The organism is Methylobacterium sp. BI1 (genome assembly GCF_056680125.1).
Map to the genome: position 1 here is coordinate 4,792,947 of NZ_CM155267.1, position 26,484 is coordinate 4,819,430.

General features: G+C 68.1%; 31 protein-coding genes and 1 tRNA gene. 14 read left to right on the top strand and 18 right to left on the bottom strand.

The window, feature by feature from the left end; translation table 11 throughout:
• The first annotated feature begins 42 nt into the window (after positions 1-42).
• Both yihA and AC1MGR_RS22620 read left to right on the top strand, forming a co-directional pair.
• On the top strand, positions 43-693 hold the full coding sequence (gene yihA, locus AC1MGR_RS22615) for a ribosome biogenesis GTP-binding protein YihA/YsxC (RefSeq protein WP_108038500.1): 651 nt from the start codon (positions 43-45) through the stop codon (positions 691-693).
• Positions 690-1,064 carry a DUF423 domain-containing protein gene (locus tag AC1MGR_RS22620; protein ID WP_480233030.1) on the top strand — a complete coding sequence of 125 codons (375 nt, stop codon included), beginning with the start codon at positions 690-692 and terminating at the stop codon, positions 1,062-1,064. Before yihA ends, AC1MGR_RS22620 begins: the two co-directional genes overlap by 4 nt.
• Before the next feature lie 103 nt (positions 1,065-1,167).
• Here AC1MGR_RS22620 and AC1MGR_RS22625 read toward each other — a convergent pair whose 3' ends face one another.
• Entirely contained in the window at positions 1,168-1,791 is a 624-nt protein-coding gene (locus AC1MGR_RS22625) for a carboxymuconolactone decarboxylase family protein (RefSeq protein ID WP_480233031.1), read from the bottom strand.
• 35 nt (positions 1,792-1,826) lie between these two features.
• Positions 1,827-3,272, bottom strand: coding sequence for a TIGR00366 family protein (locus AC1MGR_RS22630; RefSeq protein ID WP_108038494.1), 1,446 nt, complete (start codon positions 3,270-3,272; stop codon positions 1,827-1,829).
• Between the two features lie 163 nt (positions 3,273-3,435).
• On the opposite strand from AC1MGR_RS22630, the gene AC1MGR_RS22635 reads away from it, so the two are divergent.
• Positions 3,436-3,819, top strand: a complete 384-nt coding sequence (locus AC1MGR_RS22635; RefSeq protein ID WP_108038492.1) for a hypothetical protein — start codon at positions 3,436-3,438, stop codon at positions 3,817-3,819.
• Positions 3,820-3,891: 72 nt separating this feature from the next.
• On the opposite strand, the gene clpB is transcribed toward AC1MGR_RS22635, so the two are convergent.
• Positions 3,892-6,522: an ATP-dependent chaperone ClpB gene (gene clpB, locus AC1MGR_RS22640; protein ID WP_108038490.1), complete on the bottom strand. Its 2,631-nt coding sequence runs from the start codon at positions 6,520-6,522 to the stop codon at positions 3,892-3,894.
• A gap of 230 nt (positions 6,523-6,752) precedes the next feature.
• On the opposite strand from clpB, the gene AC1MGR_RS22645 reads away from it, so the two are divergent.
• Positions 6,753-7,529 carry an MOSC domain-containing protein gene (locus tag AC1MGR_RS22645; RefSeq protein ID WP_480233032.1) on the top strand — a complete coding sequence of 259 codons (777 nt, stop codon included), beginning with the start codon at positions 6,753-6,755 and terminating at the stop codon, positions 7,527-7,529.
• On the opposite strand, the gene AC1MGR_RS22650 is transcribed toward AC1MGR_RS22645, so the two are convergent.
• Together AC1MGR_RS22650 and AC1MGR_RS22655 are read right to left on the bottom strand one after the other, a co-directional pair.
• Positions 7,526-7,801, bottom strand: coding sequence for a hypothetical protein (locus tag AC1MGR_RS22650; protein ID WP_108038486.1), 276 nt, complete (start codon positions 7,799-7,801; stop codon positions 7,526-7,528). The genes AC1MGR_RS22645 and AC1MGR_RS22650 overlap by 4 nt on opposite strands.
• A gap of 198 nt (positions 7,802-7,999) precedes the next feature.
• Positions 8,000-8,209 (bottom strand): hypothetical protein, encoded by a 210-nt coding sequence (locus AC1MGR_RS22655; RefSeq protein WP_108038484.1) that lies wholly within the window; start codon positions 8,207-8,209, stop codon positions 8,000-8,002.
• A 260-nt stretch (positions 8,210-8,469) separates the two neighbouring features.
• Between AC1MGR_RS22655 and argB the strand changes: the two genes are divergently transcribed.
• Positions 8,470-9,366 carry an acetylglutamate kinase gene (gene argB, locus AC1MGR_RS22660; protein ID WP_108038482.1) on the top strand — a complete coding sequence of 299 codons (897 nt, stop codon included), beginning with the start codon at positions 8,470-8,472 and terminating at the stop codon, positions 9,364-9,366.
• A gap of 22 nt (positions 9,367-9,388) precedes the next feature.
• On the opposite strand, the gene AC1MGR_RS22665 is transcribed toward argB, so the two are convergent.
• From AC1MGR_RS22665 to AC1MGR_RS22680, 4 genes are read right to left on the bottom strand one after another with little or no spacing between them, the layout of a single operon-like run.
• Entirely contained in the window at positions 9,389-11,110 is a 1,722-nt protein-coding gene (locus AC1MGR_RS22665) for a SpoIIE family protein phosphatase (RefSeq protein ID WP_480233033.1), read from the bottom strand.
• Complete coding sequence (locus AC1MGR_RS22670) at positions 11,107-11,970, bottom strand: GGDEF domain-containing protein (protein WP_480233034.1); 864 nt, start codon at positions 11,968-11,970, stop codon at positions 11,107-11,109. Before AC1MGR_RS22670 ends, AC1MGR_RS22665 begins: the two co-directional genes overlap by 4 nt.
• Complete coding sequence (locus AC1MGR_RS22675; protein ID WP_108038477.1) at positions 11,967-12,353, bottom strand: DUF1987 domain-containing protein; 387 nt, start codon at positions 12,351-12,353, stop codon at positions 11,967-11,969. The genes AC1MGR_RS22670 and AC1MGR_RS22675 overlap by 4 nt, the downstream gene beginning before the upstream one ends.
• Positions 12,354-12,367: 14 nt before the next feature.
• Positions 12,368-12,922: a SiaB family protein kinase gene (locus AC1MGR_RS22680; RefSeq protein WP_108038475.1), complete on the bottom strand. Its 555-nt coding sequence runs from the start codon at positions 12,920-12,922 to the stop codon at positions 12,368-12,370.
• A gap of 408 nt (positions 12,923-13,330) precedes the next feature.
• Between AC1MGR_RS22680 and AC1MGR_RS22685 the strand changes: the two genes are divergently transcribed.
• Both AC1MGR_RS22685 and AC1MGR_RS22690 read left to right on the top strand, forming a co-directional pair.
• Entirely contained in the window at positions 13,331-14,059 is a 729-nt protein-coding gene (locus AC1MGR_RS22685; RefSeq protein ID WP_108038473.1) for a pyrimidine 5'-nucleotidase, read from the top strand.
• Positions 14,056-14,475 (top strand): metallopeptidase family protein, encoded by a 420-nt coding sequence (locus AC1MGR_RS22690; protein ID WP_108038471.1) that lies wholly within the window; start codon positions 14,056-14,058, stop codon positions 14,473-14,475. The genes AC1MGR_RS22685 and AC1MGR_RS22690 overlap by 4 nt, the downstream gene beginning before the upstream one ends.
• 4 nt (positions 14,476-14,479) lie before the next feature.
• On the opposite strand, the gene AC1MGR_RS22695 is transcribed toward AC1MGR_RS22690, so the two are convergent.
• From AC1MGR_RS22695 to AC1MGR_RS22715, 5 genes are all read right to left on the bottom strand, one after another.
• Positions 14,480-15,718, bottom strand: coding sequence for a peptide ABC transporter permease (locus AC1MGR_RS22695; protein WP_108038469.1), 1,239 nt, complete (start codon positions 15,716-15,718; stop codon positions 14,480-14,482).
• Positions 15,719-15,829: 111 nt separating this feature from the next.
• On the bottom strand, positions 15,830-16,357 hold the full coding sequence (locus AC1MGR_RS22700) for a DUF2937 family protein (RefSeq protein WP_480233035.1): 528 nt from the start codon (positions 16,355-16,357) through the stop codon (positions 15,830-15,832).
• A gap of 67 nt (positions 16,358-16,424) precedes the next feature.
• On the bottom strand, positions 16,425-16,712 hold the full coding sequence (locus AC1MGR_RS22705; protein ID WP_108038465.1) for a hypothetical protein: 288 nt from the start codon (positions 16,710-16,712) through the stop codon (positions 16,425-16,427).
• Positions 16,713-16,717: 5 nt separating this feature from the next.
• Positions 16,718-17,719, bottom strand: a complete 1,002-nt coding sequence (locus AC1MGR_RS22710; protein WP_108038462.1) for a WD40 domain-containing protein — start codon at positions 17,717-17,719, stop codon at positions 16,718-16,720.
• Positions 17,720-17,752: 33 nt separating this feature from the next.
• Positions 17,753-18,424: a YoaK family protein gene (locus AC1MGR_RS22715; protein ID WP_108038461.1), complete on the bottom strand. Its 672-nt coding sequence runs from the start codon at positions 18,422-18,424 to the stop codon at positions 17,753-17,755.
• Between the two features lie 165 nt (positions 18,425-18,589).
• Here AC1MGR_RS22715 and AC1MGR_RS22720 point away from each other — a divergent pair, with 165 nt between their 5' ends.
• From AC1MGR_RS22720 to AC1MGR_RS22730, 3 genes are read left to right on the top strand one after another with little or no spacing between them, the layout of a single operon-like run.
• Positions 18,590-19,018 (top strand): response regulator, encoded by a 429-nt coding sequence (locus AC1MGR_RS22720; RefSeq protein WP_108038459.1) that lies wholly within the window; start codon positions 18,590-18,592, stop codon positions 19,016-19,018.
• 51 nt (positions 19,019-19,069) lie between these two features.
• Positions 19,070-19,432, top strand: coding sequence for a photosystem reaction center subunit H (locus tag AC1MGR_RS22725; protein WP_480233036.1), 363 nt, complete (start codon positions 19,070-19,072; stop codon positions 19,430-19,432).
• Between the two features lie 55 nt (positions 19,433-19,487).
• The gene (locus tag AC1MGR_RS22730; RefSeq protein WP_108038455.1) at positions 19,488-20,564 is read left to right on the top strand and encodes an acetate and sugar kinases/Hsc70/actin family protein; all 1,077 of its coding nucleotides are present in this window, start codon (positions 19,488-19,490) and stop codon (positions 20,562-20,564) included.
• A 6-nt stretch (positions 20,565-20,570) separates the two neighbouring features.
• Here AC1MGR_RS22730 and AC1MGR_RS22735 read toward each other — a convergent pair.
• A protein-coding gene (locus AC1MGR_RS22735) for an IS5 family transposase (RefSeq protein ID WP_480233037.1) occupies positions 20,571-21,340 on the bottom strand; the annotation gives its coding sequence in 2 pieces (ribosomal slippage) (positions 20,571-21,025 and positions 21,025-21,340; 771 coding nt in all).
• A 95-nt stretch (positions 21,341-21,435) separates the two neighbouring features.
• Between AC1MGR_RS22735 and AC1MGR_RS22740 the strand changes: the two genes are divergently transcribed.
• Positions 21,436-21,594, top strand: a complete 159-nt coding sequence (locus AC1MGR_RS22740) for a hypothetical protein (protein ID WP_480233038.1) — start codon at positions 21,436-21,438, stop codon at positions 21,592-21,594.
• Positions 21,595-21,740: 146 nt separating this feature from the next.
• On the opposite strand, the gene AC1MGR_RS22745 is transcribed toward AC1MGR_RS22740, so the two are convergent.
• On the bottom strand, positions 21,741-21,872 hold the full coding sequence (locus AC1MGR_RS22745; protein WP_480233039.1) for a hypothetical protein: 132 nt from the start codon (positions 21,870-21,872) through the stop codon (positions 21,741-21,743).
• 52 nt (positions 21,873-21,924) lie between these two features.
• Between AC1MGR_RS22745 and AC1MGR_RS22750 the strand changes: the two genes are divergently transcribed.
• The 3 genes from AC1MGR_RS22750 (at position 21,925) to AC1MGR_RS22760 (ending at position 24,158) form a co-directional block, all read left to right on the top strand.
• Positions 21,925-22,227: a hypothetical protein gene (locus AC1MGR_RS22750; protein ID WP_480233040.1), complete on the top strand. Its 303-nt coding sequence runs from the start codon at positions 21,925-21,927 to the stop codon at positions 22,225-22,227.
• A gap of 418 nt (positions 22,228-22,645) precedes the next feature.
• Positions 22,646-23,428, top strand: a complete 783-nt coding sequence (locus AC1MGR_RS22755) for an Abi-alpha family protein (RefSeq protein WP_480233041.1) — start codon at positions 22,646-22,648, stop codon at positions 23,426-23,428.
• 250 nt (positions 23,429-23,678) lie between these two features.
• Positions 23,679-24,158, top strand: coding sequence for an NUDIX domain-containing protein (locus AC1MGR_RS22760; RefSeq protein WP_480233042.1), 480 nt, complete (start codon positions 23,679-23,681; stop codon positions 24,156-24,158).
• Between the two features lie 639 nt (positions 24,159-24,797).
• Here the strand turns inward: AC1MGR_RS22760 and AC1MGR_RS22765 are convergent.
• Both AC1MGR_RS22765 and leuC read right to left on the bottom strand, forming a co-directional pair.
• Positions 24,798-24,882: transfer RNA gene (locus AC1MGR_RS22765), tRNA-Leu, on the bottom strand.
• Between the two features lie 106 nt (positions 24,883-24,988).
• Entirely contained in the window at positions 24,989-26,404 is a 1,416-nt protein-coding gene (gene leuC / locus AC1MGR_RS22770) for a 3-isopropylmalate dehydratase large subunit (RefSeq protein ID WP_480233043.1), read from the bottom strand.
• Positions 26,405-26,484 lie beyond the last annotated feature (80 nt).

Below are 26,484 nucleotides of genomic sequence, written 5' to 3' on the forward strand. Positions count from 1 at the left end.
CTCGCGAGGGCGGCGGATGCGCCCCTCGCCCGGAGCCGCCCGATGTCCCAAGCCGAAGACGATGCCGCCTTGCTCGAGGCCGGCCGCCTGCTGTTCGCGGGCGCGGCAGACTTCATCGCCTCGGCCCCGAACGTGCCTGCCCTGCCACCGATGAAGGGCGTCGAGATCGCCTTCGCGGGCCGCTCCAACGTGGGTAAGTCGAGCCTCGTCAACGCGCTCACCGGGCGCAACACCCTGGCGCGGACCTCGCACACGCCCGGGCGGACGCAGCAGCTGAACTTCTTCGACATCGGTGGCCGCCTGACCCTGGTCGACATGCCGGGCTACGGCTACGCGGCGGTGGAGAAGACCAAGGTCGAGGCCTGGACCGACCTGATCCACGACTACCTGAAGGGCCGCTCGAACCTGGCCCGGGTGTTCATGCTGATCGACTCGCGCCACGGCCTGAAGAGCATCGACACGGACGTCCTCGACGGCCTCGACAAGGCCGCCGTGAGCTACCAGATCGTCCTGACAAAGGGCGATGCCCTGAAGAAATCCGAGATGGACGCGCGCATCGCCGGGGTGCAGGCCGCCATCGCGCGGCGGCCGGCCGCCTACCCCGAGATCCTGCTCACCTCGAGCCGCGACGATCGGGGCGTCCCCGAGCTGCGCGCCAGCGTCGCCCGCCTGCTGCGGGAGCGCGGCGCGTGAACGGCTTCGATCGCGCCCTCCTGGCGCTCGGCGCCCTCGCGGGTCTCTTGGGCGTCGCCGCCAGCGCGGCGGCCGCCCATCTCAGCGGGGCTGACAGCCTGAAGACTGCCGCGCAATTCCTGCTGTTCCATGCCCCCGCGATCCTCGGGCTCGTGGCCCTGGCCGCCACCGGTACGACGCACCGGCCGGTGACCCGCCTCGCGGCGGCGGCTCTCGTGGTCGGCCTCGCGCTGTTCTCGGGGGATCTCGCGCTCCGGGCGCTGCACGGCACGCCGCTGTTTCCCATGGCGGCCCCGACCGGCGGCTTCGCCCTCATGGCCGGCTGGCTGCTCGCGGCCGTGGCGGCGTTCGTTCCGACACGGCGGTCTTGAGACCCGAGCCTGCGGCCGCCCCTCCGACGAACGTTGTGTTGCCCCGACGGGCGGCCCCGCGGCGCGGCTTCGGCAACCCCGCGGCGGCGCCGAACCCTGCCCCTCAGCGGATCAGGGGCGGCAATTGCGGTGCCGCGCCGTCCGGCAGCGCGGTCCGGGCCATGTTCATGCTCATCGCCAGCAGCGTGTAGTAACCGTTGATCCCCGCCATCTCGATGGCGCCCTGCTCGCCGAAGGTCTGGACCGCCCGCGCATAGGTCGTGTCGCTCACCGCCTTGTTGTGGTGGAGCTCCGTCGAGAACGCGTAGACTAGGGTCTCCTCCGGCCCCATCGCGTCCGGCCGCCGGCCTTCCTGGATCGCGGCGACGATCGCTGGGTCGAGACCGGCCTTCAGGGCGATCGGCGCATGGATGTGCCACTCCAGCTGCTGCGTCCATTCCCGGGCGGTGATCAGGATGATGAACTCGCTCAGCCGCAGGGGCAGCACGCTGCGGTAGCGCAGGTGCAGCCCCATGTTGCTGGCGTTGGTCATCAGCTCGGGACTGCGCAGGAGCGGCACGAACGGTCCGAAGACCGGCGTCTTCCGCGCCGCGAGGAACGACTCGGAGGCCGCCTTCTGCTCCGGGCTCAGGGCATCGGCCGGGATCGGCGGCAGGCGGTCTTGGGACAAGGCGGAGAGGCTCCCGAACAGAAGGATCGACAGGGCCGGCAGGATCGCGACACGCATGGGGTTCTTCTTCCAGTCCGACGTCCGTTCGCCGCCTACGGCATCACCGGCGGGTGGTAGGTCAGCGTGAAGGCCAAGGCCCAGAGCAGGAACAGCACCACCGGCAGGTGGATGAGGAGCTGCAGGAAGCTGAACCCGACGATGTCGCGCGCCTTCAGGCCGAGGATGCCGAGGAGCGGCAGCATCCAGAACGGGTTGATCAGGTTCGGCAGCGCCTCGGCCGCGTTGTAGACCATCACCGCCCAGCCGAGATGGACCTGCAGCTCGTTGGCCGCCTGCATCACGTAGGGTGCCTCGAGCAGCCACTTGCCGCCGCCGGACGGCACGAAGAAGCCGAGTACCGCCGAGTAGACGCCCATCGAGATCGGGAAGCTGCCCGTGGTGTTCAGGCTGACGAAGGCGTGGGTGATCACCTCGGAGACCGAGATACCGGCCGCATTCTTCGGTCCGGTCAGCATCGCGCTGATGGCGGCGTAGAGCGGGAACTGGATCAGGATGCCGGCGGTCGCCGGGACGGCCTTGGCCACCGCCACGAGGAAGCGCTTCGGGCGCCAGTGCAGCAGCAGGCCGAGGGTGATGAAGAGGAGGTTGTAGGTGTTCAGGTTCGAGATCGCGGTGATCCAGGATTGCCGCGCGAACTCCTGGTAGATCCAGGCGCCGGCGATCAGCACCAAGAGGATCGTCAGGATCGGAGAGTGCTCGAGCCATTCGCCGGGCTGCTCGGGCCGGCCGAGATCGGCCTTCTCGCGCGCGACGTTCACGCCGAGATCCTCGGCCGTCACCGCCGTGGTCGGGCGCGGCGCGGAGGCGTAGGCGATGATCACCGACATCACGAACAGGATCGCGGCGATCAGCATCGACTGCCAGAGGAAGATGGTCTCGCTGAATGGGATCACGCCGGTGATCGGGAGGAGCGCCTTCGGCAGGCTCGCCGGGTTCGCCTGGAGCTGGGCGGCCGAGGAGCTGAGGCCCATCGCCCAGGTGGCTCCGAGCCCGAGATAGGCGGCGGCCCCGGCGGCGCGGTAATCCATGCGCAGTTCGGTCCGACGGGCGAGCGCGCGGGCGAGAAGGCCGCCGAAGATCAGGCTCAGGCCCCAGCTCAGGAACGAGGACAGCATGGTCGCGGCGGCGACGAAGCCGACGGCGCCGCGTCCGGTCTTCGGGATGGCGGCGAGGCGATCGATCAGCGCCTGGACCGGGGGCGCCGTCGCCACGACGTAGCCGCCGATCGTCACGAAGGCCATCTGCATGGTGAAGGGGATCAGGCTCCAGAAGCCGTCGCCGAAGCTCTTGGCGATGGCCGGCGCCGGGGCGCCGTTGGCCAGCGCGCCGAGGGCGACGATGACCACCGCGATGGCGACGAAGATGAAGGCATCGGGAAACCACTTCTCGGCCCAGGCGGTGAAGCGGATGCCGGCCCGCGACAGGGGGCTGTCCAGCGCGGCGGAGTCGGCTCGACGCTCCGGCGTGGGTGTCGACATCGGGAAGTCCTGGGAACGAGGAAATGGCCTTGGGGGGCGCATTGTCCGCAATTGCCGATCCGGCTCAAGACGAAATCCGCCCGGTACACAGGCTTGGCGGCGAGGATTGCGCCTGAATGTCAGGGTCGGCGCTTCAGGCTTCCTTGAGGGTTCGACCGCTACGATGCGCGCAGTTCTCGCGTGGGAGACCCTGTTCGTGGCCGAAATCTCGAAGGTGCGGGACCTCGATACGCGGATGGCCGAACGGCGTCAGGCCGGCGCGAAGGTGCGCGACCTGACCCGTCCGGACCGGGGCAGGACCGAGTTCGAGAAGCCGTTCCTGTCGCCGCTCGGCTGGTTGATCGCGGTCATCCTCAACATTGCGCTGGTCCTGGTCGTGGGACTCGGCACCGTTCTGGTCCCGCCCCTGATGGCCTGCCGCGAACAGAGCGCGCGGGGTTTCTTCGCCGGCGATTCCTTCACGGCCTGTGCCGGCCGGGGCATCTCGGCCAGCTTCCAGGATTTCGACCGCCGCATCCGCCGCCTCGTCCTGCGCTCGGGACAATGAGCCACCGGCATGACGAGGCCCGCGACGGCGGCTGCCGTCGCGGGCCTCGCGGTGTCGGAATGACTCCCGGCCTCAGTTGAGGGTGACGCTCTCCGGCCGACGCTCGGTGCTGAGGCCGGACTTGCCGACCTTCAACCCGAGGGGGCCGACCTCAACCGGCACCACCTCCCCGTCGTGGATCAGCCCAGACAGGAGCTGCTCCGCCAGCCGATCCTGCACAGCCTTCTGGATCACCCGCTTCAAGGGGCGCGCCCCGTAGGCCGCGTCGTAGCCCTTGTCGGCCAGCCAGTCGCGGGCGTCCGAATCGACGTCGAGGGTGATCTTGCGCTCGTCGAGGAGCTTCTGCAGGCGCTTCAGCTGGATATCGACGATCGCGCCCATCTCCGACCGCTTGAGGCGGTGGAACAGGATGATCTCGTCGATCCGGTTGAGGAATTCCGGCCGGAAGTGGCTGCGCACCACACCCATCACTTCCTCGCGCACGGCGTCGGTGTCGTCCCCCTCCCCCTGGTTGACGAGGTATTCCGAACCGAGGTTTGAGGTCATGATCAGGAGCGTGTTGCGGAAATCCACCGTCCGCCCCTGTCCGTCGGTCAGCCGGCCGTCGTCGAGCACCTGCAGCAGGACGTTGAACACGTCCGGATGCGCCTTCTCGATCTCGTCGAACAGCACGACCTGGTAGGGCCGGCGCCGCACCGCCTCGGTGAGCGCGCCCCCCTCCTCGTAGCCGACATAGCCCGGAGGCGCGCCGATCAGCCGGGCCACGGAGTGCTTCTCCATGTATTCCGACATGTCGAGGCGCACGAGGGCGGTGTCGTCGTCGAACAGGAAGCCGGCCAGGGCCTTGGTCAGCTCGGTCTTGCCGACGCCGGTGGGCCCCAGGAAGATGAACGAGCCGATCGGCCGGTTCGGATCCTGGAGTCCGGCGCGCGCCCGGCGCACGGCGGTCGCCACCGCCTCCACCGCCTCGCGCTGCCCGACGACGCGCTCGCCCAGCACCTTCTCCATGGCCAGGAGCTTGTCGCGCTCGCCCTCCAGCATCTTGTCGACGGGAACCCCGGTCCAGCGCGAGACGACGCCCGCGATGTGTGCCGGCGTCACCGCCTCCTCGACCATGCCGTCGCGGACCACGGCGCTCTCGGCCTGGGCCTCGATCTCGGCGAGCTGGCGCTCCAGCCCCGGGATCACGCCGTAGGCGAGCTCGCCCGCGCGCTGGTACTGGCCCTGGCGCTGGGCCGAGGCCAGTTCGTTGCGCGCCTCGTCGAGCTTGCGCTTGAGTTCGGCGGCGGCCCCGAGCTTGTCCTTCTCGGCCTTCCAGCGCGAGGTGATCGCGGCGGACTGCTCCTCGAGATCGGCCAGTTCCTTCTCCAGCCGCACGAGGCGGTCGCGGGAAGCGGAATCGCTCTCCTTCTTCAGGGCCTCGCCCTCGATCTTCAGGCGCACGATCTCGCGGTCGAGATTGTCGAGCTCCTCGGGCTTGGAATCGACCTGCATGCGCAGGCGCGACCCGGCCTCGTCCATCAGGTCGATGGCCTTGTCCGGCAGGAAGCGGTCGGTGATGTAGCGGTTCGACAGGGTCGCGGCCGCCACCAGCGCCGCATCCTGGATGCGGACCCCGTGGTGCTGCTCGTACTTCTCTTTGATCCCGCGCAGGATCGAGACCGTGTCCTCGACGGTGGGCTCGGACACGAAGACAGGCTGGAAGCGCCGCGCGAGGGCCGCGTCCTTCTCCACGTGCTTGCGGTATTCGTCGAGGGTCGTGGCCCCGACGCAGTGGAGCTCGCCGCGGGCGAGTGCGGGTTTCAGCAGGTTCGAGGCGTCCATTGCCCCATCCGCCTTGCCGGCCCCGACCAGGGTGTGCATCTCGTCGATGAACAGGATGATCCCGCCCTCGGCCGCCGTGACCTCGGAGAGCACGCCCTTCAGCCGCTCTTCGAACTCGCCACGGTATTTGGCACCGGCGATGAGTGATCCCATGTCGAGGGCGAGCAGGCTCTTGTCGCGCAGCGATTCCGGCACGTCACCATCGACGATGCGCAGCGCCAGACCCTCGACGATGGCGGTCTTGCCGACGCCGGGCTCACCGATGAGGACGGGGTTGTTCTTGGTGCGCCGGGACAGGACCTGAATCGTGCGACGGATCTCCTCGTCGCGGCCGATCACCGGATCGAGCTTGCCCTCGCGCGCCGCCTCGGTCAGGTCGCGGGCGTACTTCTTCAACGCATCGTAGGCGTTCTCGGCCGTGGCGTTGTCGGCGGTCCGGCCCTTGCGCAGGGCGTTGATGGCGCCGTTGAGCGAGGCCGGGGTGACGCCGGCCGCCGCCAGCGCGCGGCCGGCCTCGGTGTCCTTCTCGACCGCGAGGGCGAGCAGCAGGCGCTCGACCGTGACGTAGCTGTCGCCCGCCTTCTCGGCCGCCTTCTCGGCGGTGTCGAACAGGCGCACGAGTTCGCGCGTCGCCTGCGGCTGGGAGGCGTTGCCGGATACCTTCGGCTGCTTGGCGAGCCAGGCCTCGGTCTGCGCGAGCGCGACCCGCGACTGACCGCCCGCCCGGTCGATCAGACCGGCGCAGAGGCCCTCGGGATCGTCGAGCAGGACCTTGAGGATATGGCCCGGCTGGAATTGCGGGTGGCCCTCGCGCATCGCGAGGCTCTGCGCTGCCTGGACGAAGCCGCGGGCGCGCTCGGTATAGATCTCGAAATTCATCTGTGTCTCACCTCCCCGTGTCGGCTCGACCCGCCGCCCGCTCCGCGCGGCACGACCGATCGCCGAGACGTCGTCCCCACGGGCGATGCCGCTGGAGACCCCGGCGCCACCTGGCCGCCGGTCCTGTGGATGTGGTGTTGTAAATCGGCACCACAAGGGTCCGCGGCGCGATGGGTGAAGGCCGCCGGTCAGGCTTGCGCCCGGACGCATTTCAGGGCCACGCTCGGTGCATGACCGACACGCCACGCCTGCGCCTCGACGCCCTCTATCGCTACCCCGTGAAGGGGCTCTCGCCGGAGCCGATGAACCGCGCCACCCTGACGGCCGGAGACTACTTCCCGGACGACCGCCTGTTCGCGGTGGAGAATGGCCCGTCGGGCTTCGACCCGGCCGCCCCGGTGCATCAGCCCAAGATCAAGTTCCTGATGCTGATGCGCGACGAGGCTCTGGCGCAGCTCGACACGCGCTACGAGCCCGAGGACGGGACGCTGACGATCCGCCAGGGCGGCGCGATCGCGGCCCGTGGCGACCTCGCCGAGCCGGAAGGGCGGGCCGTGATCGAGGACTTCCTGACCCGGTACATGCCCGGATCCCTGCGGGGGCCCGCCCGGATGCTGTCGGCACCGACCGACTATCGCTTCACCGATTCCCCGCGCGGCTTCGTCTCGCTCCTCAACCTCGCCAGCGTCGCGGCCCTGGAGACCATGACCGGCGCGGCGGTGGATCCCCTCCGCTTCCGGGCGAACCTCCACGTCTCCGGCCTCGACGCCTGGGCCGAGCTCGACCTCGTCGACCGAACGCTGACGACGCCGGGGGGCGTGCACCTGCGCATCCACAAACGGACCCAGCGCTGCGCGGCGACCAATGTCGATCCGGTCACGGGCCAGCGCGACCTCGCGATTCCCCGCACGCTCGCGCAGCATCTCGGCCATACGGATTGCGGCGTCTACGCGGAGGTGCTGGAGGGCGGCGTGCTGACGGTGGGCGAGGCGCTCGCCCTGGTCTAGATCGCGTCGCGGTGCACGAGGACGATGGCGGCGGCGTAGCCCGCCCGGCGCAGATGGCGCAGGTCGGCGTGACGGCGCTCGCAGGTGACCTTGAGGTAGCGGCTCTCGCCGGCGGCCAGGCCCGTGGAGGCCGCGGCGACCTGCCCGTGCATCAGGCACTCCATGGGCGTCCGGGCAGGGGCAACGATGACGTCGAGGGCGGTGTCGCGCGAGCAATCCTTGGCGAGGAGCGTCGCGGCGCAGACGAGGGCGACGGAGAGCAGTTCGGACATGACGGACCCCTTGTTCGAGATGGCGAATAAGGTCCGCGGTGTGGCTCCGGCGTGCGAGCGGCCGCGTGATCGTTGCCTTGGTGTTCCCCGTGTCGTCGTTGTTGAAGAGAGCTAAGCACGGCGTGTGCCAGCCGCGTGTCCCCGGAAGCGCGGATCACCGTCCGGCGTGGACGGAGGCCGCACTTGGCGTCCCGTGGCTCAGCGGCGGGCCTGCAACCAGTGCGGCTCGGGCTCGGAACGCGGCAGGACGGCCGCGACGGCGTCGAGATCGACGGTGAAGCGCTCGGTCAGGAGGCGCCAGACCTCGGTGGGAGAAGCCGCCTGAGGGTTGATCTGATGGACCGCGCTCGCGATGTGGTGCGGGCTGAGCAGGGTCGGACGCGGTACGAACGGATCGACATTCAGCATGGTGCAGGATCCCCGGCGACCGACCAATCATGGTTTGTCAACCTTAAGGAACACTTACCAGGGATCGGTTGCAATCGTTTTCTTGAGGCGTCCACGTAGAGCCACGCGCGGGCTGCGGGAGCGACCGTGGGCGATGGACGCCGGCGAAACCCGGCGCCGCGCGAAATTCATTTCCCGGCTGCTTCGCACCGTCGCGTTGCTGCGCTAGAAGCCCGGCGTCGCGCGCGGTGCCCGACGCGCCATCGAGGACGAGCCCCACGATGAAAGAACCGCTGCCCAACGTCCATGTGCGCGCCGAGGTCCTGGTCCAGGCCCTGCCGCACATGCAGCGCTACGACCAGGAGATCGTGGTCATCAAGTATGGCGGCCACGCCATGGGAGACCGGGCGGCGGCGGAGGATTTCGCCGAGGACATCGTGCTCCTGGAGCAGTCCGGCCTGAAGCCGATCGTGGTCCATGGCGGCGGCCCCCAGATCGGGCGGATGCTCGGCCGGCTCGGCATCGAATCGGAATTCCGCGGCGGCCTGCGCGTCACCGACGAAGCCACCGTCGAGGTGGTCGAGATGGTCCTTGCCGGTTCGATCAACAAGCAGATCGTCGGCTGGATCTCGGCCGAGGGCGGCCGCGCCATCGGCCTCTGCGGCAAGGACGGGAACATGGTCCGGGCCCGCAAGGCCACCCGCACCATCATCGATCCCGAGAGCAAGACCGAGCAGGAGGTCGATCTCGGCCTCGTGGGCGAGCCCGAGCACGTCGAGCGCGGCGTTCTCGACGCGGTGCTGAAGGCCGAGCTGATCCCGGTCCTGGCTCCCGTGGCCTTCGGGGCGGACGGCCAGACCTACAACGTGAACGCCGACACCTTCGCGGGCGCGATCGCGGGGGCGCTGCGGGCCAAGCGCCTGCTGCTGCTCACCGACGTGCCGGGGGTGCTCGACAAGGACAAGAAGCTCATCCCCGAGCTGTCGATCGACGATTGCCGCCGGCTCATCGCCGACGGCACCATCACAGGCGGCATGATCCCGAAGGTGGAGACCTGCATCTACGCCCTGGAGCAGGGCGTCGAAGCGGTGGTCATCCTCGACGGCAAGGTCAGCCACGCGGTGCTGCTGGAGCTGTTCACCGATTACGGTGCCGGCACCCTGATCCGCCGGGGCTGACCCCCCCTGCCCTGCCCCGCGCTCAGGCCGCGCGGGGCAGCGCCTTCGGCCGAAAGGCCACCAGGGTCATGTCGTCCCGGCGCGTCTCCTCGCCGCGATAGGCGGTCAGCGCCGCGTCGAGGATCGCGACCTGCTCAGTGAGGGGCGCCGCCTGATGGGTGCCCAGGATCTCGGTCACGCCGCGATGGCCGAGGAGGCGTCGGGCCGAGCCGGCACCGCCCATCTGGTCGGTGATGCCGTCCGTCATCAGGTAGAAGGTCGTGCCGGGGGCGACGGGCAGGCGCGTCTCCTCGACGGCGAAGCGCTCGCCCGGCCGCTGCGGATAACCGAGACCGCGCTTGGCGCCGCGGATGCGGGTGACCGCTGCACCGTCGATCAGGGTCAGGGCCGAGCCGGCACCGGCGAAGCGGAGTTCGGCCGCGGCCGGGTCCCAGATGCAGAGGCCGCAATCGAGGCCGTCGTCGGATTCCGATCCCCGTCCGTCCTGGCGCAGCTGGGTCCGCACCATGCCGTCGAGGGCCTCCAGGATGGCGGCCGGATCGCGCAGGCCGCGCTCGTGGATCAGGCGGTCGAGGGCGGTGGCGACGATGAGCGTCAGGAACGCGCCCGGAACGCCGTGCCCGGTGCAGTCGGCCACCAGCAGGATGCCGAGGCCGTCGATCTCTTCGAGCCAGAAGTAATCGCCCCCCACCAGATGCAGCGGCTCCCAGAGCACCGCCACCTCAAGGCCGGTGCCGTCCAGGGCCGAGCGGTCGGGCAGCACCGAGCTCTGGATGCGGCGCGCGTAGCCGATGCTCTCCATCACCAGATGGTTGGCCTGCGCCAGCTTGTGGTGCGCCTGCTCCAGTTGCTGCAGCAACTGCTTGGCCTCGTCGCCGGAGCGCAGCCCGTCGACCATGCGGTTGAAGGCCTGGGAGATGACGTCGATCTCGTTGCTGGCGCGGAACGCCCCATCGAGTTCCACCGGCACCCAGCGCTTGTGTTCGACCTCCCGCATGGCGAGCAGCAGGCGCTTCAGTGGCGACAGCACGTGCCGCCGCACGTTGGCGTGCAGGGTCACCACGAAGGCGAGCATCAGGATCAGGCTGGTGACGACGGCGAGGATCGCCTGCTTCTCGGCGTTGCCGCGCAGGGCCTCGGCCGAGATCGACAGGGTCAGGTGCCCCGCTGGGGCGCCGGTCGGGCCGGTGACGAGGTCCGCCTGCGCGGTGATCTGCTCGAAGGAGCGTCCGCGCTTCGGCTCGCCCAACGCCATCACCACGGTGCCGGCAGCGTCACGCAGGGTCGCCGCGCGGAAAGCCGGGTCGAGGGTCAGAGCCTCCATCGGACGACGATAGACCTCCGGACTGCCGCTCCAGCCGGGGCCGGCGATGGCCTTGGCGGTCAGGGACGCCATCAGGTCGGCGCGCTCGGTGTAGAGATGGAGCTGGTCGCGATAATTGACCCAGGCGATGCCCATCTGCGTCACCAGCACGACCACCGCGATCACGGGGTAGATTCGCAGGAAGAGGGTGTGGGCGAGGCTGTCGAGGTCGCGCCCCTGCGCCGCGCCGCGCAGGGCGCCCGGACGCATTGCGCCCGGCTCGCCGGTCGGGACATCGACGAAGCCCGCCGCGCTGAGGAAATCGCTGCTCCGCCGGGGGCCGGCTCCACGCAGGGACCCGCCGCGCCGGTGGCCGGAGGCAGGCCGGTCGCCGGAGGACGTGCCGGGAGCGACTCCGAGGGTTGGGGTCTCGGCAGTCATGGCTGGATCGCGGCGCTGGAGACGTCCGGCGCGGCGGGCCTGAGCGCGACGCGATTGCGACCGCAATCCTTGGCCGTATAGAGGGCCGCGTCGGCCCGCTGCATGGCGCTCTCCAGGGTTTCCCCCGGCCCGGACTGGGCGACGCCGATGCTCACCGTGATCCGCATGGCGTCATCCATCATCGGTACCGGCGTGGCGGCAACCGCCTCGCGCAGGCGCTCCGCGAAGGCCGCACCGCCTTCGAGGGCGGTATCGGAGAGGACGATGGCGAACTCCTCACCGCCGGTGCGGCCGATGAAGTCCAGGGTGCGCAGGTGGGCTCGGCAGATCGCCACGAAGGAGACCAGCGCGGCGTCGCCGGCCGCGTGACCGAAGCTGTCGTTGAGGAGCTTGAACCGGTCGAGGTCGAGCACGAGGATGCAGACCGGGGCGCCGCTGCGGGCGTGGCGCAGCCATTCGCGCGCCGCGATCTCCATGAAACGGCGGCGCGCTAGGGCGCCGGTCAGGTCGTCCGTATCGGCCAGGCGGCGCAGCTCGGCCTCGAGACGGGTGCGGTGCTCGATTTCGCCGGACAGGGCGGCGTTCAGGGCCTGGAGATCCCGGCGCTGATCGGCGAGGCGCTGGTTCGCCTTCTGCAAGTCGAGTTGCATGCGGTCGCTCATCCGGACCAGCCGCTGCTGCTCGCGAAAGCCCCGGCGATAGGCATCCGCCAGCGCCTGGACGCCGCCGGCGACGTCCGAGAGCCCCGAGAGCATCGCCTCGGTGCGGGTCAGCACCGCCTCCTCGGCATCGTAGAGACTGAAGGAATCGGCAGCGGGTTCGGAGTCGGGGCCACCGACGGCCCTGATCGCGCGGGTCATGCGGCCTCCCTCACCATCTCGAAGCGCGCGTAGGAGAAGTCGGCCGCGAAGTCCTCGCCTGCCTCCTCAATGGTCTCGTCGCCATCGGCGAAGCGCCAGCGCACCGTGACCGAGCGCCCACCCTCGGCGGCGTCCTCGAGGGGCATGAACAGGTTCATCAGCGCCTTGGCGCTCGACGAGTTGAAGTAGGCCAGGCCGACCTCGAACACGATCGGGGTCGCGGAGGTGTCCGCCAGGTAGGTGCGCAGGGCCTGGAGCAGGGGGCCGAAGAAGGCGGCCGCATCCTCGGGGTAGGATTCGCCCTGCAGGGACAAGTGCCCGGTCGCGAAGTCGAAATCGACCCGCGGCGAGCGGTCCGTGGCGGCAAGCTGGATTCGGTCCATCGGTGGTCGGCCCGTCAGATATAGGCTTTGAGGCAGAAGAAGCTGCGCCCGGCGCCGAGCGTCTGGAAGTCGTACTCGACCGGCGCACTGGAGCGCCGGGCGATCTCGATCAGGCCGATGCTGCCGCCGAGACTGCCCTCGTCCGGCGGTTGGCGAAGCTTCTCGCGGTAATACGCCTTGAGTTCGTCGCTGTTCAGGCTCGCGATGTGGTCGAGGCGGGCGCGCAGGGGTGGTACGTCGGGATCGGGCAACTCGTTTCCGCAGACGACGTAGAAACGTGCGCCTTCCATCCCGACGACGATGACGCCGTTGCTGATCAGGCCCGTCTGCGGGCCGGACGGCTTCACGACCTTGTCGGCCGAGTAGCGGATCACGTTCTGCGCCTGCTCGACGAAGATCGCGAAGACGCGCTTGGCCACCGATGCATCGGTCTCGCCCTGGCTCATGCGCAACTTGAGCACTTCGCCCAGCGAGAACAGGACATTCTCGGAGATGTCGCCGCCGAAGGAGAGGATCACGCCCTGGCGCCGGGACGCATCGAAGAAGTTCATGAAATCGCGTGCGAGCAATGCAATTTCTCCCGCCTCACGGGGCCGGCAGCAGACGTCGATGTCGCGCAATACCGCTCCGATCGAATAACCGGTCGTTCGTGTATGTGGAGTTAATCCGGTCTCCTCATCAGGTCTTTCCGGAGCTAAGCAAAATAGCGCGACAAGGATGAATAGAGTGCCTATTCCGAATTCAGATAAGACCGCTTTTGCCTAATCTCTGGTCAATTCACCTGGAGCCGATGCGGTAGGGCCGGCACCGGCGCACCGATCGGACGCGGCGGACCGGGGTTCCGGCCTGTTGGGATGCTTGCGGGATGCCAACGGCCATGCTCTGAAAAGCTGGTGCCCCGCTTCCCTTCGCGGTGTCCGGCCCCCATCTCGAACGGCCGGGCTTCGCGGCCCACCCGAGAACCACATCGACCGATCGTGTTCCTGCCCGGCGAGACCCACTTCACCACCGCCCAATCCCGCGGCTTTCGCCACGTCGACACCTGGGTGTTCGATCTCGACAATACGCTCTATCCGAGCGACGCCCGCGTCTGGCCGCAGGTGGACGAGCGCATCACGCTCTACGTCATGCGCCTCTACGGACTGGATGGCCTCTCCGCCCGGGCCCTGCAGAAGTACTTCTACCATCGCTACGGGACGACCCTGAAGGCGCTGATGGTGGAGTCGGCCATCGATCCGCACGACTTCCTCGACTTCGCGCACGACATCGACCATTCGTCGATCCGCCTCGACCCGGCGCTGGGCGACGCCATCGAGCGCCTGCCCGGCCGCAAGCTCATCCTCACCAACGGATCGCGCCGGCATGCCGAGAACGTGGCAGCCAAGCTCGGCATCCTCGATCACTTCGAGGACGTGTTCGACATCGCCGATGCCGATTTCATTCCGAAGCCCGAGCGCTCCACCTACGAGCGGTTCCTGAAACGCCACGGCGTCGAGCCGCGCCGGGCGGCCCTGTTCGAGGACATCGCCCGCAACCTGATCGTGCCGCACGATATCGGCATGTCCACGGTGCTCGTGGTGCCCCCGACGATCGACCCCTTCCGGGAAGCCTTCGAGCAGGAAGCCGTGCGCGAACCGCATATCGACCACATCACCAGCGATCTCGCCGGCTTCCTGGCGCAGCGCGTGCTGCCGGAACTCGCGTGAGCGGCGGCGAACCGGATTGGACGTCGGCCCGGGCACCGGACCTCGGTGCGATCGAGGATCTGGCGCATGCGGCCTTCGCCAACCTGCCTCTGGCATTCCGGAATCTCTGTGCCGGCCTCGTGATCCACGTCGAGGATTTCCCCGACGACGAGACCCTGCGGGAGATGGATTGCGAGAGCCCTTTCGATCTCCTCGGCCTGTTTCGCGGGATCGGTCTGGCCCAGAGCGGCGAGGCGGCGACGGGGCAGATGCCGAATCAGGTCTGGCTCTACCGTCGCCCCCTGCTCGACGATTGGGCCGAGCATGACGAGACCCTCGGCCATCTCGTCACGCACGTCCTCGTCCACGAGATCGGCCACCATTTCGGCCTCTCGGACGCCGACATGGAGGCGATCGAGGCCGCCGCGGACGCGTGAGGCGTCAGGCCTTCTGCGCCGAGGGCAGCAGGCTCGCTTTCGGGCGGCGGGTGCGGAACTGCCCGCGCTCCACCGCGACGAAGACCAGGACCGCGAGCGCCAGGGTGGTGAGCCACCACATCACCGTCATCCCGACGCCGATGCAGGCGATGAGGAAGGCCGAGGCGAAGGCCGCCATGGCACCGGGCACCAGCACCGAGGCCTCGCGCCCCGCCCGGCGGATCGCGGCGTGCAGGGCGAAGGCGGCCGCGAAGGCCCCGACGAGGCCGAGTTCGTACCAGAGTTCGAACAGCAGGGTCCGCGGGGCGTTCATGGGCAGCAGGTTGACGTAGCGCCCCCGCAGGGCTGTCTCGAGGCCGTGGCCGGTGACGAGACGCAGCGGCTCGCTGGTGACGATGGTCTGCCAGGCCTTCAGGCTCAGGACGCCGGGGGCACGCCCGCCGAACAGCGTCGCGCCGATCGGCCTGGCGACGAAGGGCAGGACCGGTCCCAGCACCAGCAGGGTGGCCGCCGTGATGCCGAGGAGGCGCGGCGCCAGCATGGGCCGGAAGGCCGTCAGTGCGAAGGCGACGGCGCCCACCGCCAGGGCGACCAGGGTGGTCGGGCCGGGCGAGACCAGGAGCGCGACCGAGACGAGGAGGGCGAGCCCAAGAGCCTCGCCGTTGCGCCCGCGGGAGCGGAGCCACGACACGGCCGGCCAGACGAACAGGATCAGCAGGATCAGGCCTCGGTCGAGGATCGCATCCTCGTCGGGTCCGAGCAGGCCCTGCCCGAACGGCCCCTGCCCCGTGAGCCCCAGACCGATGGCGAAGAGGGCCGCAGCCGCCACGCCCACCGGCAGGAGGTAGAGGTTGGCCGAGCGCATGCGGTCCGGCAGGGCGAGATAGGCCGCCATCGTCATCAGGAGCGTCGCCACCACGTTGAGCAGCCGTTCGGTGGCGAGGCTCAGGAACGGCGTCCAGACCAGCGACAGGGTCGACCAGAGGATCACCAGGCAGCCGGCCAGGAAGGCGGGCGAGCGCAGCAGGCGCGTGGAGGCCGGGCGGACCGGCCGCGCGCGGCCGTCGATGGCGCTGGCCAGGAGCAGCAGCGCGATGGAGATCGGCGCAAGGATGACCACCGCGCGGCGGGCGACCTGGGCCGCCACCGGCATGATCACGAACAGGCCGATGAAGCCGATCCGGCGCAGCAGGGCCGCGGCATCGATGGCAGGGTCGACCGAGGGGGAAGGAACGCGCGCCATGGGTTCGAAGGAGGCCGTGAAACGGCGCCAGGATGAGGCCCGCGCGCTAACGGTCAGACCCTAGTGCAGCCGCGGGGGCCACGCTGTAGACGCCGGGCAACAGTCGCGTCCTCACGCCGGCCGGGTCACGGACCGCCGGCTGCGGCCGGCCAGGAGCCGCCGACCGAGATCGGCGAGGAGGCGCCAGCCCGCCCAGGTGGCGAGGAAGCCGAGCAGGCCGGCGGTCAGACCATCGGCGGTCGTCGGGATCGCGGGCGTGTAGTCCTGATAGGTGGCCCGCGCCAGGGCGAGGTCGGGATCGCGCATCAGGGCCACGACGCGGCCGAGGGGGCCGCCGGCCTCCGCGAGGTCCCGACGCTGGCGATCGAGGGCGGCGAGGCGCACGATATCCTGGTGCGCCGCCTCGCCGCGCCGGGCGACGAGGGGATCGCCGTCGCCCCGCAGGCGCGCCACCGCGTCGTCGCGGCTGCGGCCGGTGGCGGCGGCATCGGCCTCGAAGCCGGAGACGACGCGGCGCAGTTCGTCCAGGGTGCCGCCGAGGCGCTGGGCGTATTGCTGGGCGAATTCCGGGGCCTGCGCCGCCAGCGCGCCGCCGAGGAGTCCGAGGGCGAGCCCCAGGGTGCGTAGGACGCGAAACACCGGCCTCTCCACGTGGGTGGCGATGGGGGACAAGGGCGAGACGGCACGGCGGGTTCCGGCGCCCCGTTCAGCCCTCGGGCACGGCCCCCTCCCCCGCGAACGCCGCGACGATATCCGATTCCGTGACCTCGGGCAGGGACCGGGGCACCTTCAGGGCGCGGGTCGGGCGCCCGGGGGCGAGGATCAGGATGACGGTCTCGATGCCGGGGCAGGCCGGGTCGGCGCAGACGATCTCGCTCGCCTTGACGGTGACGGTCGCCTCGAGGCCACCGCAGCGGCGGACCCAGTCGACGATCGCCGCGCGGGCGCCCTGATCCGCCGGCGGGCGGCGGTTGCCGAAGCCGAACAGGGCCATCGGCGTCAGGCCGGAAGGGTCAGGAGACCGGCCTGCCCATCGGCACAGCCGAAGGCCAGTCGGCTGCCGCGTCCGTCCCAGGCCAGGGCCGAGATGGCGCTGCCCTTCACCGCCGGCCGCACCAGCAGTTCCGAGGCGTCGGCGAAGCGCACGAGCAGGATGCAGCCGTCCTCGTAGCCGATCGCCAGCACCAGGGCCTTCGGGTGGAACGCCACCCGCGAGACCCGCGCGGGCCGGACGCCGCACTCGCGGGGCGCCTTGCCGGTGGGGCCTTCCTTCGAATCGAAGGGCCAGACGATGGCGGCTTCAGCGCCGCTGGTGGCGAGCCAGTGTCCATCGCCGGACCACGAGACCGAGCGTACCTTCGCAGGATAGCCCGACATCCGCATGTGGCCGCGGTCGGGCTGCAGGCGCCAGCCGTGCAGGGAGTTCTCCTGCATGGTGGTCACGACGAACCGGCCGTCCGGCGACCAGGTCACGTCAATGTGCGAGCCCTTCCACTCGATGAAGTCGGGGGCGGTCTCGAGGTTCGGGTACCAGAGGGTGGCGCCGTTGTAGTGCGCCACCGCGAGGCGGTAGCCCTTGGGCGCGAAGGCGAGGCCACGGGCGGTGGACGGTGCCGCGAAGGTCTTCTCACGTCCCTTCGCATCGCGGGCGACGACGTTGCGTCCGGCCGAATAGGCGAGGCCGCCCTCGGGATGCAGGGCGAGGGCGTCGATCCAGGCGCCGTTCTTCGCGCGGGCCACCTCGATGACGTCGCCCGTGTCGGCGGTCGCCACCACCCGGCCGTCGTCGCCGCCGGTGACGAGGCGGCGCCCGTCGCCGGCTGCCACGAGGATCCCGGCCTCCGGATGTGCCTCGACCCGGCGCAGGTCGGCGCCGGCAGCCAGGAGCACGCCGCCGTCCCCGAGGGCGAGGGCCAGGGTGTCCTTCAGCCAGACCGTGGCGGTGACGTGGGCACCGGCCGCCAGCGGCGTGACGTGGTCGAGGAGGGAGGGGGCACTCATCGCAAGAGGTCTCTCAGCCAGGGGCTCGCGGGCTCACTTCGCGACGGCGGCCTTCGCCGGCGCCGTGCGCGCCGTCAGGACCGTCGCGACGAGCGCGAGAAGGCCGGCGATGCCGGCGGGAATGGCGAGGGCATACAACGCCAGCTTCCCGTAGGCGACCGTTCCCGCCACCGATCCGACGAGGAGCGCGAACCAGACGACGCCGTCGCCGACCCAGGCGGTGCGTGCGCCGCGCCGGGCGAGCGCCAGTGCGAGCTTCTGGCCGAAGCCGAACAGGGCGCCGGTCACGAAGGTGGTCCCGGCCCGGAAGCCCTGGACATGGGACAGGACGGCGTTCTGCGCGCCCATCGCTAGGGCCAGCATCAGCGACGCGATGCCGGAATCCGGCGCGGCCGTGGCGGCTTCGAAGGCGGCCCCGACGATCGCGGTCTCGAAGCCGAGGATGACCGGGGTGACCCAACGCGCGGGCGTCAGGGCCGAGAGGCCCCCGCCGCAGATGCCACCGGTGAGGAAGGCGGCGATCAGCAGCGCCGGCAGGATGGCATGGTGCGGGTCACCATGCCCGAGGGAGACCGCGAACTGGGTCGTGTTCCCGCTCATGAACGAGGTGTAGAGGCCGCCGAGCCGGATGAACCCGAGGGCGTCCACGTAGCCGGCCAGGGCCGTGAGGACGAGGCCGAAGCCGAGATGCCAGGGACGGGTCATCGACGGGGGGCGCACTCGTTCACCGCCGCCGCAGGGTTAAAGCTTCGCTTACCAAGTCCGCGCAATTGGAGTGATCGGCGGCGAACGATGCGCCTCGGCGACCCGTTTGTCTTGCGATCCGGCCCGGCCCCCAGGGGCTCACGCCGGGTGAGTAGGAGTTGCGTCATGATTTCCTTCGCCTGCGCCTTTCCCGCCCATCCCGCCTTCAGCCCGCGCGCCGCCGCCGAGACCGTCCTGGTGGTCGAGGATGAGGCCATGGTCTGCGAGCTCGCCGCCGAAGCGCTGCTCGACGAGGGCTACCGCGTGCTCACCGCTGCCGATGCCGACGCGGCAGAGGACATCCTGGCGCGGGAGCGCGTTGACCTGCTCTTCACCGATATCGATCTGGCCCGCAACACGAACGGGATCGCCCTCGCGCATCGCGCGCGCCGGCACTTGCCGAACCTGCCGGTGGTCTACACCTCGGGTGGACGCGGCCACCTCTCGCAGGCCGACGCCGTCACCCAGTCCGTCTTCGTTCCGAAGCCCTACCGCCTGAGCCATCTCGTGGCCCTCGCCAACGAGATCCTGCGTTCCCACCCCCATCACGGCTGAGACCGGACCGCGCGCGGCGCGGGTTCGGAAGCCGGAGCCCAGAGCCTTCCAATGCGCAATCTGTTCCTCCCCCTCCTCGTCCTCCTGGCCGGCACCGCGACGGCCTCGGCCGCTTGCGACGTGAAGGGCGCCAAGCTGGAGGAGGCCATCGCGGCCAAGGCCGAGCTGCGCGAGACGGCCAACAAGCAGACGGTGCGCGATCTGCGCACCCTGCGCGACGCAGCCATCGTGCTGGAGACCTACAAGTACGCCGCCGAGTGCGAGCGCCTGGTCGAGATCGTGCGGGCCCTCGCCGCGAACCCCGAGAAGACCATCGAGCGCGGCGGCGATACCGACGAGGACAAGGCCGAGGACCTGATGGAGGCCCGCGAGCCGAAAGCGCCGGCCCCAACCGAAACCGCCAAGCCCAAATGAACGCGCCGTGCGTTGAGCTGCGCAGAACGACACGACGGGGGGCAAGCGGAACGACATGGCGAAGGACACTCAGATCCGCGAGGCGGGCATCGCGCACGCGGCGCAACGGCTGCCGTCGGTGGTGGTCGACGACTACAACATCGAGTTGAAGGACGGCGAAGGCTTCATCGGCGACCGGGTTTCGAAGTCGGCGTTCCGCGAGATGCTGGAAGCGTGCCGGGAACGCCTGCGCGCCGTGGGCGACGATCCGCTGGGCGACAAGGCGAGCTGCGATTTCTCGAAGCGCCGCATCGACCAGATGTTGCTCGGCGACGATCCCCTTGCCGCGGGCGTGGTGTTCAGTGCCGTCGAGGACTTCGCGCAGGAGCTCGCCCGGGTGGCGCGGCTCTTCCTCGGGCAGGACGGCTGGGAGGGCACGCAGGCGATCGTGGTCGGCGGCGGCTTCAGCGACAGCCGGGCCGGCCGACTCGCAGTCGCGCGGGCCGGCTTCCTCCTCCGCGCCGGGGGCCTCGACATCACCCTCGAACCGATCCGTCACCACCCTGACGAGGGCGGCCTGATCGGCGCGGTCCACCTGGCACCGTCCTGGATGTTTTCCGGCTACGACAGCCTGCTCGCCGTCGACATCGGCGGCAGCAACATGCGCGCGGGCGTCGTGGTCACGAATCTCAAGAAGGCCGCAGACCTCTCGCGCAGCGAGGTCTGGCGCTCGGAGATCTGGCGCCATTGCGACGAGGATCCCATGCCGAGCCGCGACGAAGCGGTGGAGCGTCTGGTGGGCATGCTCAACGACCTGATCCGCCGGGCGGACCGGGCCAACCTCACCCTGGCCCCCTTCATCGGCATCGGCTGCCCCGGCATGATCGAGGCCGACGGCACCATCGACCGCGGGGGCCAGAACCTGCCGGGCAACTGGGAGGGCAGCGACTTCAACCTCGCAGACCGGGTGACGGACGCGATCCCCCGGATCGGGGATCATCCCACCATGGTTGTCATGCACAACGACGCCGTGGTGCAGGGCCTCAGCGAGGTTCCGCACCGGACGGACGTGACCCGATGGGGCGTGCTCACCATCGGCACCGGCCTCGGCAACGCACGATTCACCAACCGCGGAACGGAGGAGAAGGACTAGGGTGTGTCATCGCTTGAGCCAATCGATGGCGGCGGCGAGGCAGAGGACGTTCATGAAACTGATGGCGGTCTTCTCGTATCGGGTGGCGATGGCACGCCATTCCTTGAGCCTGGCCCAGAGGCGTTCGACCTGATTGCGGTTGTTGTAGATCCAGTCCGGGCATGCGACGGGCGCTTCGTGACGTTGGGGCGGGATCGCGGGCCGCGCACCCATGTCCCAGATGTGCTCGCGGAAGGCGTGACTGGTGTAGCCGCGGTCCCCGACGACCCACTTGGGCACGCCGGGCAGCTGATCGAGGAGCGGAACCGCATGGGGCAGTTCATGGGCCTGCCCCGGTGCCAGCTGGAAGGCGATGGCGCGGCCCTGCCCGTCGGCGATCACGCACGCCTTGGTGCCATAGCCGCCACGCGAGCGGCCAAGAGCTTCACGAGCGTCTCGCTCGGCCCCAGATCCCCCCTTTGAGCGGCACCGGCTGCCTTCTGGTGCGCGCGTATGTTCGTACCGTCGAGGAACACCATTCCGAGTTGGACGCCCCGGTCCTGCACGAGGCCGAGCAGCCGCTCCCAGACGCCGGCACGGGACCAGCGGATGAAGATCTGCGCTGCCCGCCACCACGGACCCAACTCCTCCGGAATGGCCCGCCGTTTGGCCCCGTTCTGATGCCGCCAGAGGATCGCCGAGAGCGTACGCTGCAGATCCTGCGGGGGCGTCTTGGCCTTGGGCCGGCAGGCCTCGACCAGGGGCTCCAGTTCAGACCATTGCGCGTCGCTCAGCATCACCCCTCCTGCATCAGAGAGAGGAAAACGCCAGCGACCCCAATCCGTTCAGGCGACGACAGGCCCTAGACCTCGTCCATAGGACCGCGAGCCTGTTGGGCGACGCGTCCTACCGGATCGAACTCCACCACGGCTTCATCCTGACGGTCCTCAAGCAGGTCCAGGACCGGCTGGAGGCGCCGCACGCCGGATGGCGGCCCCTGGTTGCCACCGACACGCGGCCTTGTCCCGTGGATGGCGGCGCCATCTCCTGATTTGTCGAGCGACGACTCCGCGCCCCGCGGCGATCGATCACCGCGCGCCGTCGCCCGCGGGCAACGTTGCCGAAGCTCGGCATGTAGAGCGCCGAAGCTGGTAACGTGATGGATCAGGCCTGGATCTGGCGGACCGAACGGCCACCTTAGCGTGGCGACACCGGCTGCAGGTGCGCCTGATCCACTTCCAGGCACTCGGCCGGCACCGCACGCGTCGTTGCATGTACCTGCTGGTTGGTGACCGTGCGCAGGTCGCGATCCACCACCAGGTTGGCCACCTCCCCCGTCGAACACCAGCCCCTCTTGGCCCAGCCGGTTGGTCAGTTGCACATGGAAGCCGCCGCGCAGGGAACGGATGAAGTGCTCGACCTTGCCCTTCATCGGGGCACGACTGAGTTGGCACAGCCGGGGCCGGAAGCCGGAATAGCGGGCAAAGTTCAGGAAGCCGGCCTGGAAACGGTGACGCCCGCGACCGTAGGCGTTCCGTTGCACAACGACGGTACGCACGTTGTCTTAAAGCACCTCGCGCGGCACGACCTGGAAGGCCAGGAACGCATTCTCAAGGGCGGCGATCAGCGTCTCGAGGCGCCCGTCGGTGGCCAACCCCAGTTAGGCCGTCCGGCTCCAGCCTAGCGGCACCATGAGTAGTCAGGAGGATCGGGTGCTTTCTGGGAGCGATTTCGCGTCGCCAGAAGCGGCGCATCTGCCGCAACCTCGCGCGACGCCGGACATCCTTATATTGTGAACCAAACCTACCAAATGATATTTTCATTTTTGTGCACAGCAACACGTAAATATGGCTGTATTGCACGAAAGACACAGCCTACGACCGTAACAAATCGGCAATCGTTTGCGTTGTATACAACGCAAGTTCTATCGCATTACAGAGACTTCCGTCTCAGTGCGCGAGCGCAGATTGGTAGATACAATTTAGAAACAAGTCCCACGGGCCCTCGATGAGCGATCCAACACACAAGCCCCCCTTCCAGTCGCAGGTGACTTAGAGACCGAAGCAGCGAAGGGCCCCCAGCCTGCGAAACCGTCGAGTCCAATGCGGCGCCTGGTCGATTACGTTGTGGACAGCTTTCGTCACTTCAGTGGAGCGCACGGCCTCCGGTGGGATCAGATCAGGCTACATCAAGCAGATGTGGCCATCACGATTGCTGAAACGGCGCGCAGGCAACTCGAAGCGGACCGGATCCCGATTCAGCCGGTCGCGCCCAAGGTCTTGGTGCCCCTTATCGAGAAAGCCTCGCTCGAGGTGCCGGAGGGTGAGATGGTCCAGCGATGGGCGAGTCTCCTCGCCAGAGCGGCATCGCCCGGAGGTCTTCCCCCGAGGCTCGTACAGATCATCTCTGAACTAGAGAACCAACAGGTGGCATTGCTTGAGCGCGCCACCCTGAACGGTTTCGAAATGTTCAAGGATCCCCGACAGGTGCTTCGGGAGTCTGCCGTCGAGCTTGGATCGATCCAGATTGAGGCGATCATCGACAGTGTTCTCTGCGACGATGATGCGAGTCCCGAAAGCATGATCGAAGCCTTCGTTTTTTCGTTCGAGCGTCCGGGCGCCCTGTTTCTCGCCAGCTCCGTGTTCAGCTACCAGACGGAACGGTATGACTTGCGCATTCCGGACTTCGACGTCATCGAACGGGACATCGCGATCTGCGAGAGTCTCGGTCTGATGAAACTCGTTCGGGTGCCGTTGTCCTTCGATCTCAACGACGACCGGTTCCAGGGCCAACTATCGTTTTGCCATCTCACGGCACTCGGCATCGAACTCATGGAAGCCTGCGCGCCACAGGTCGTCAAAACCCTCGACGTGGCGCAGGAATAAATATCCGACCCAACGATCGATAGTTTTGATGAAACCGAGACCGCTTCAAACTGAACGTTGATCTGGATCTGCATGCCCGAGGACATGATCCAGAAGGCGAATCAGACGCAGATCGGCGTGCGAAGTGCGCGATCCCGCACAAAGTGGGTTGCTCCCCTTTGCATGCTGATTACAGCTAGGCTGGTTCTGCCAAATTGCAAAGTCTTAATATTTATAAAAACATAATGTAGACATGAGAGTCCAATTGTTAATGACCCTTCTGGATCGATGCTATCAAATCGCACTAAGTTTTGTTTTTCTGAATCTGCGCATTTGGTGGTTTATCCGTCGACCAAATCATCATGGAGTCCTCGTGATGATTTGGTTTCAAGGTCAAGTTTTGTTAGTGCGCAACTCCTACCAGCCGTGTTGGTCGGCGCCAGGAGGGGCAATCGAAGCATCTGAAAGCTCGATTGAAGCAGCCATTAGAGAATGCAGGGAAGAAATCGAACTTAAAATCGATCGGACCGATCTATTATTCATTCGAGATATAGAGTATAACTTTCGGTATCGCAAAGACAGAGTAAGCTTGTTCGAATGGCACCCGAAATCAAGGCCATATATAAAAATTGACAACCGCGAAATCATTGAAGCAAGCTGGTTCTCGCCAAGCAAAACCCATAAATTAAATCTCATTCCTCACTTGTCATCATATCTCGAAGACATAATACTTACAAAAATTGATATATGAATTTCTATAATTCAAAGTTGATCTAAAATTTTTATGAATCCGTATTTTCAGGTCCCTTGAGACTGGTCGGAGATATTAAATTGGCTGTCACGCAATCCCGGCAGGATTTCTTAGGAAACTCATCAAAATCCTCGACACCGGCTCGGCCAACGCATGCTTCGGTCGCGGACCCAGCCGGCAGGCGCATGGGTTACGGCGATAGTGCAGTCCCTGCCGCCGTCCGCCCATGCCCGGTAGAGGTCTCGGGCCAGCACTGTGGCCTGTTTGTGACTGAGCGTGACCGGACGGGAGTTGCGAAGGGTGGCGTAGAGTTGTTCGGTGGCAGAGGCAGCCTGCCCGTGCCGAACTTTCGCCTCGCTGGGATCGCGGGTCTTGAGCGAGAAGCGGACCATCGCCATGCCCGGCGTGATGGTGATGTGGCTGGTATCAGAACCCAAACGCACAGAGAGGACGCGGCCGACAGCGACGGGCCGAACGTCAGCGGGAATGCGTTGCTTGAACTGCTGGACGGAGGAGTCTGACCGCTTCGCCGGACGAGGGAGCCTGAGGAGCATGTGGCACACCGTTGTGGCACGGCCTGCCTGTCTCAACTACCTGATCCGGCTTATGTTTCTGAGGGGTAGACGCTTCTCAGAAAATTGGTGCCCAGGAAAGGACTCGAACCTTCACCTCTTGCAAGACTGGTACCTGAAACCAGCGCGTCTACCAATTCCGCCACCTGGGCTCGCCGGGGCCGCTTTGCGGCGCCGACGGGGTTTCGTTTAGGCGGGGTGGGGCCGGCCGTCAATCCGGATCGCAGCGGATTTTTCGGCCGGCCCGTCGATTGTGGCTCAGGCCTCGCGGCGCCACTCGCGGATGTCGACGAAGCGGCCGGCCACGGCCGCCGCCGCCGCCATGGCGGGGGAGACGAGGTGGGTGCGACCGCGATGGCCCTGGCGGCCCTCGAAGTTGCGGTTCGAGGTCGAGGCGCAGCGCTCGTTCGGGCTGAGGCGGTCGGCGTTCATGCCGAGGCACATGGAGCAGCCCGGCTCGCGCCAGTCGAAGCCGGCCGCCTTGAGGATCCGGTCGAGCCCCTCGGCCTCGGCCTGCTGCTTCACCAGGCCGGAGCCCGGCACCACCATGGCGGAGACGTTGGCGTGGACCTTCCGGCCCTCGACCATCTGGGCCACCGCCCGCAGGTCCTCGATGCGCCCGTTGGTGCAGGAGCCGATGAAGACGCGGTCGAGGGTGATGTCGGTGATCTTGGTGCCGGGGGTCAGGCCCATGTAGCTCAGGGCCTTCTCCTTCGACTGGCGCTTGTTCTCGTCCGCGATCCGCGACGGGTCGGGCACGGCGCCGGAGATCGAGACCACGTCCTCGGGGCTGGTGCCCCAGCTGACGATGGGCGGCAGGTTGGCGGCGTCCAGGCGGACCTCGCGGTCGAAATGGGCGCCCTCGTCGGTGACGAGGCTCTCCCAGTAGGCCCTGGCGCGGGCGAAGGCCTCGCCCTGGGGTGCCTTCGGCCGGCCCTCGACATAGGCGTAGGTGGTGGCGTCCGGCGCCACCAGGCCCGCGCGGGCGCCGCCCTCGATCGACATGTTGCAGATCGTCATCCGGCCCTCCATCGAGAGGGCGCGGATCGCCGAGCCGGCATACTCGATGACGTAGCCGGTGCCGCCGGCGGTGCCGATCTCGCCGATGATCGCCAGGATGATGTCCTTGGCCGTCACGCCCGGCGGCAGGGTGCCGTCGACGCTGACGCGCATGTTCTTGGCCTTCTTCTGCAGCAGCGTCTGGGTGGCGAGCACGTGCTCCACCTCCGAGGTGCCGATGCCGTGGGCCAGCGCCCCGAAGGCGCCGTGGGTCGAGGTGTGGCTGTCGCCGCAGACGATGGTCTGGCCCGGCAGGGTGAAGCCCTGCTCCGGTCCGATCACGTGGACGATGCCCTGGCGCCGGTCGAGGGCGTCGTAGAACTCGATGCCGAAGTCGCGCACGTTCTCGGCCAGCGCCTCGAGCTGGATGCGGCTCTCCGGGTCCTCGATGCCGAAGCGGCGGTCGGAGGTCTGCACGTTGTGATCGACCACCGCGAGGGTCTTCTCGGGGTGGCGCACCCGGCGCCCGGCCACGCGCAGGCCCTCGAAGGCCTGGGGGCTGGTGACTTCGTGGACGAGGTGGCGGTCGATGTAGAGGAGCGTGGAGCCGTCGGGCTCGACATCGACGACGTGGTCGTCCCAGATCTTGTCGTAGAGGGTGCGCGGCGCGGTCATGGCGTGGCTGTTCTGGTTGTTCGTCGGGAAACGGATGTCCGTGTCCCTTTAGTAGTGTTCCAAGGCGGGCAGCGAAAGTG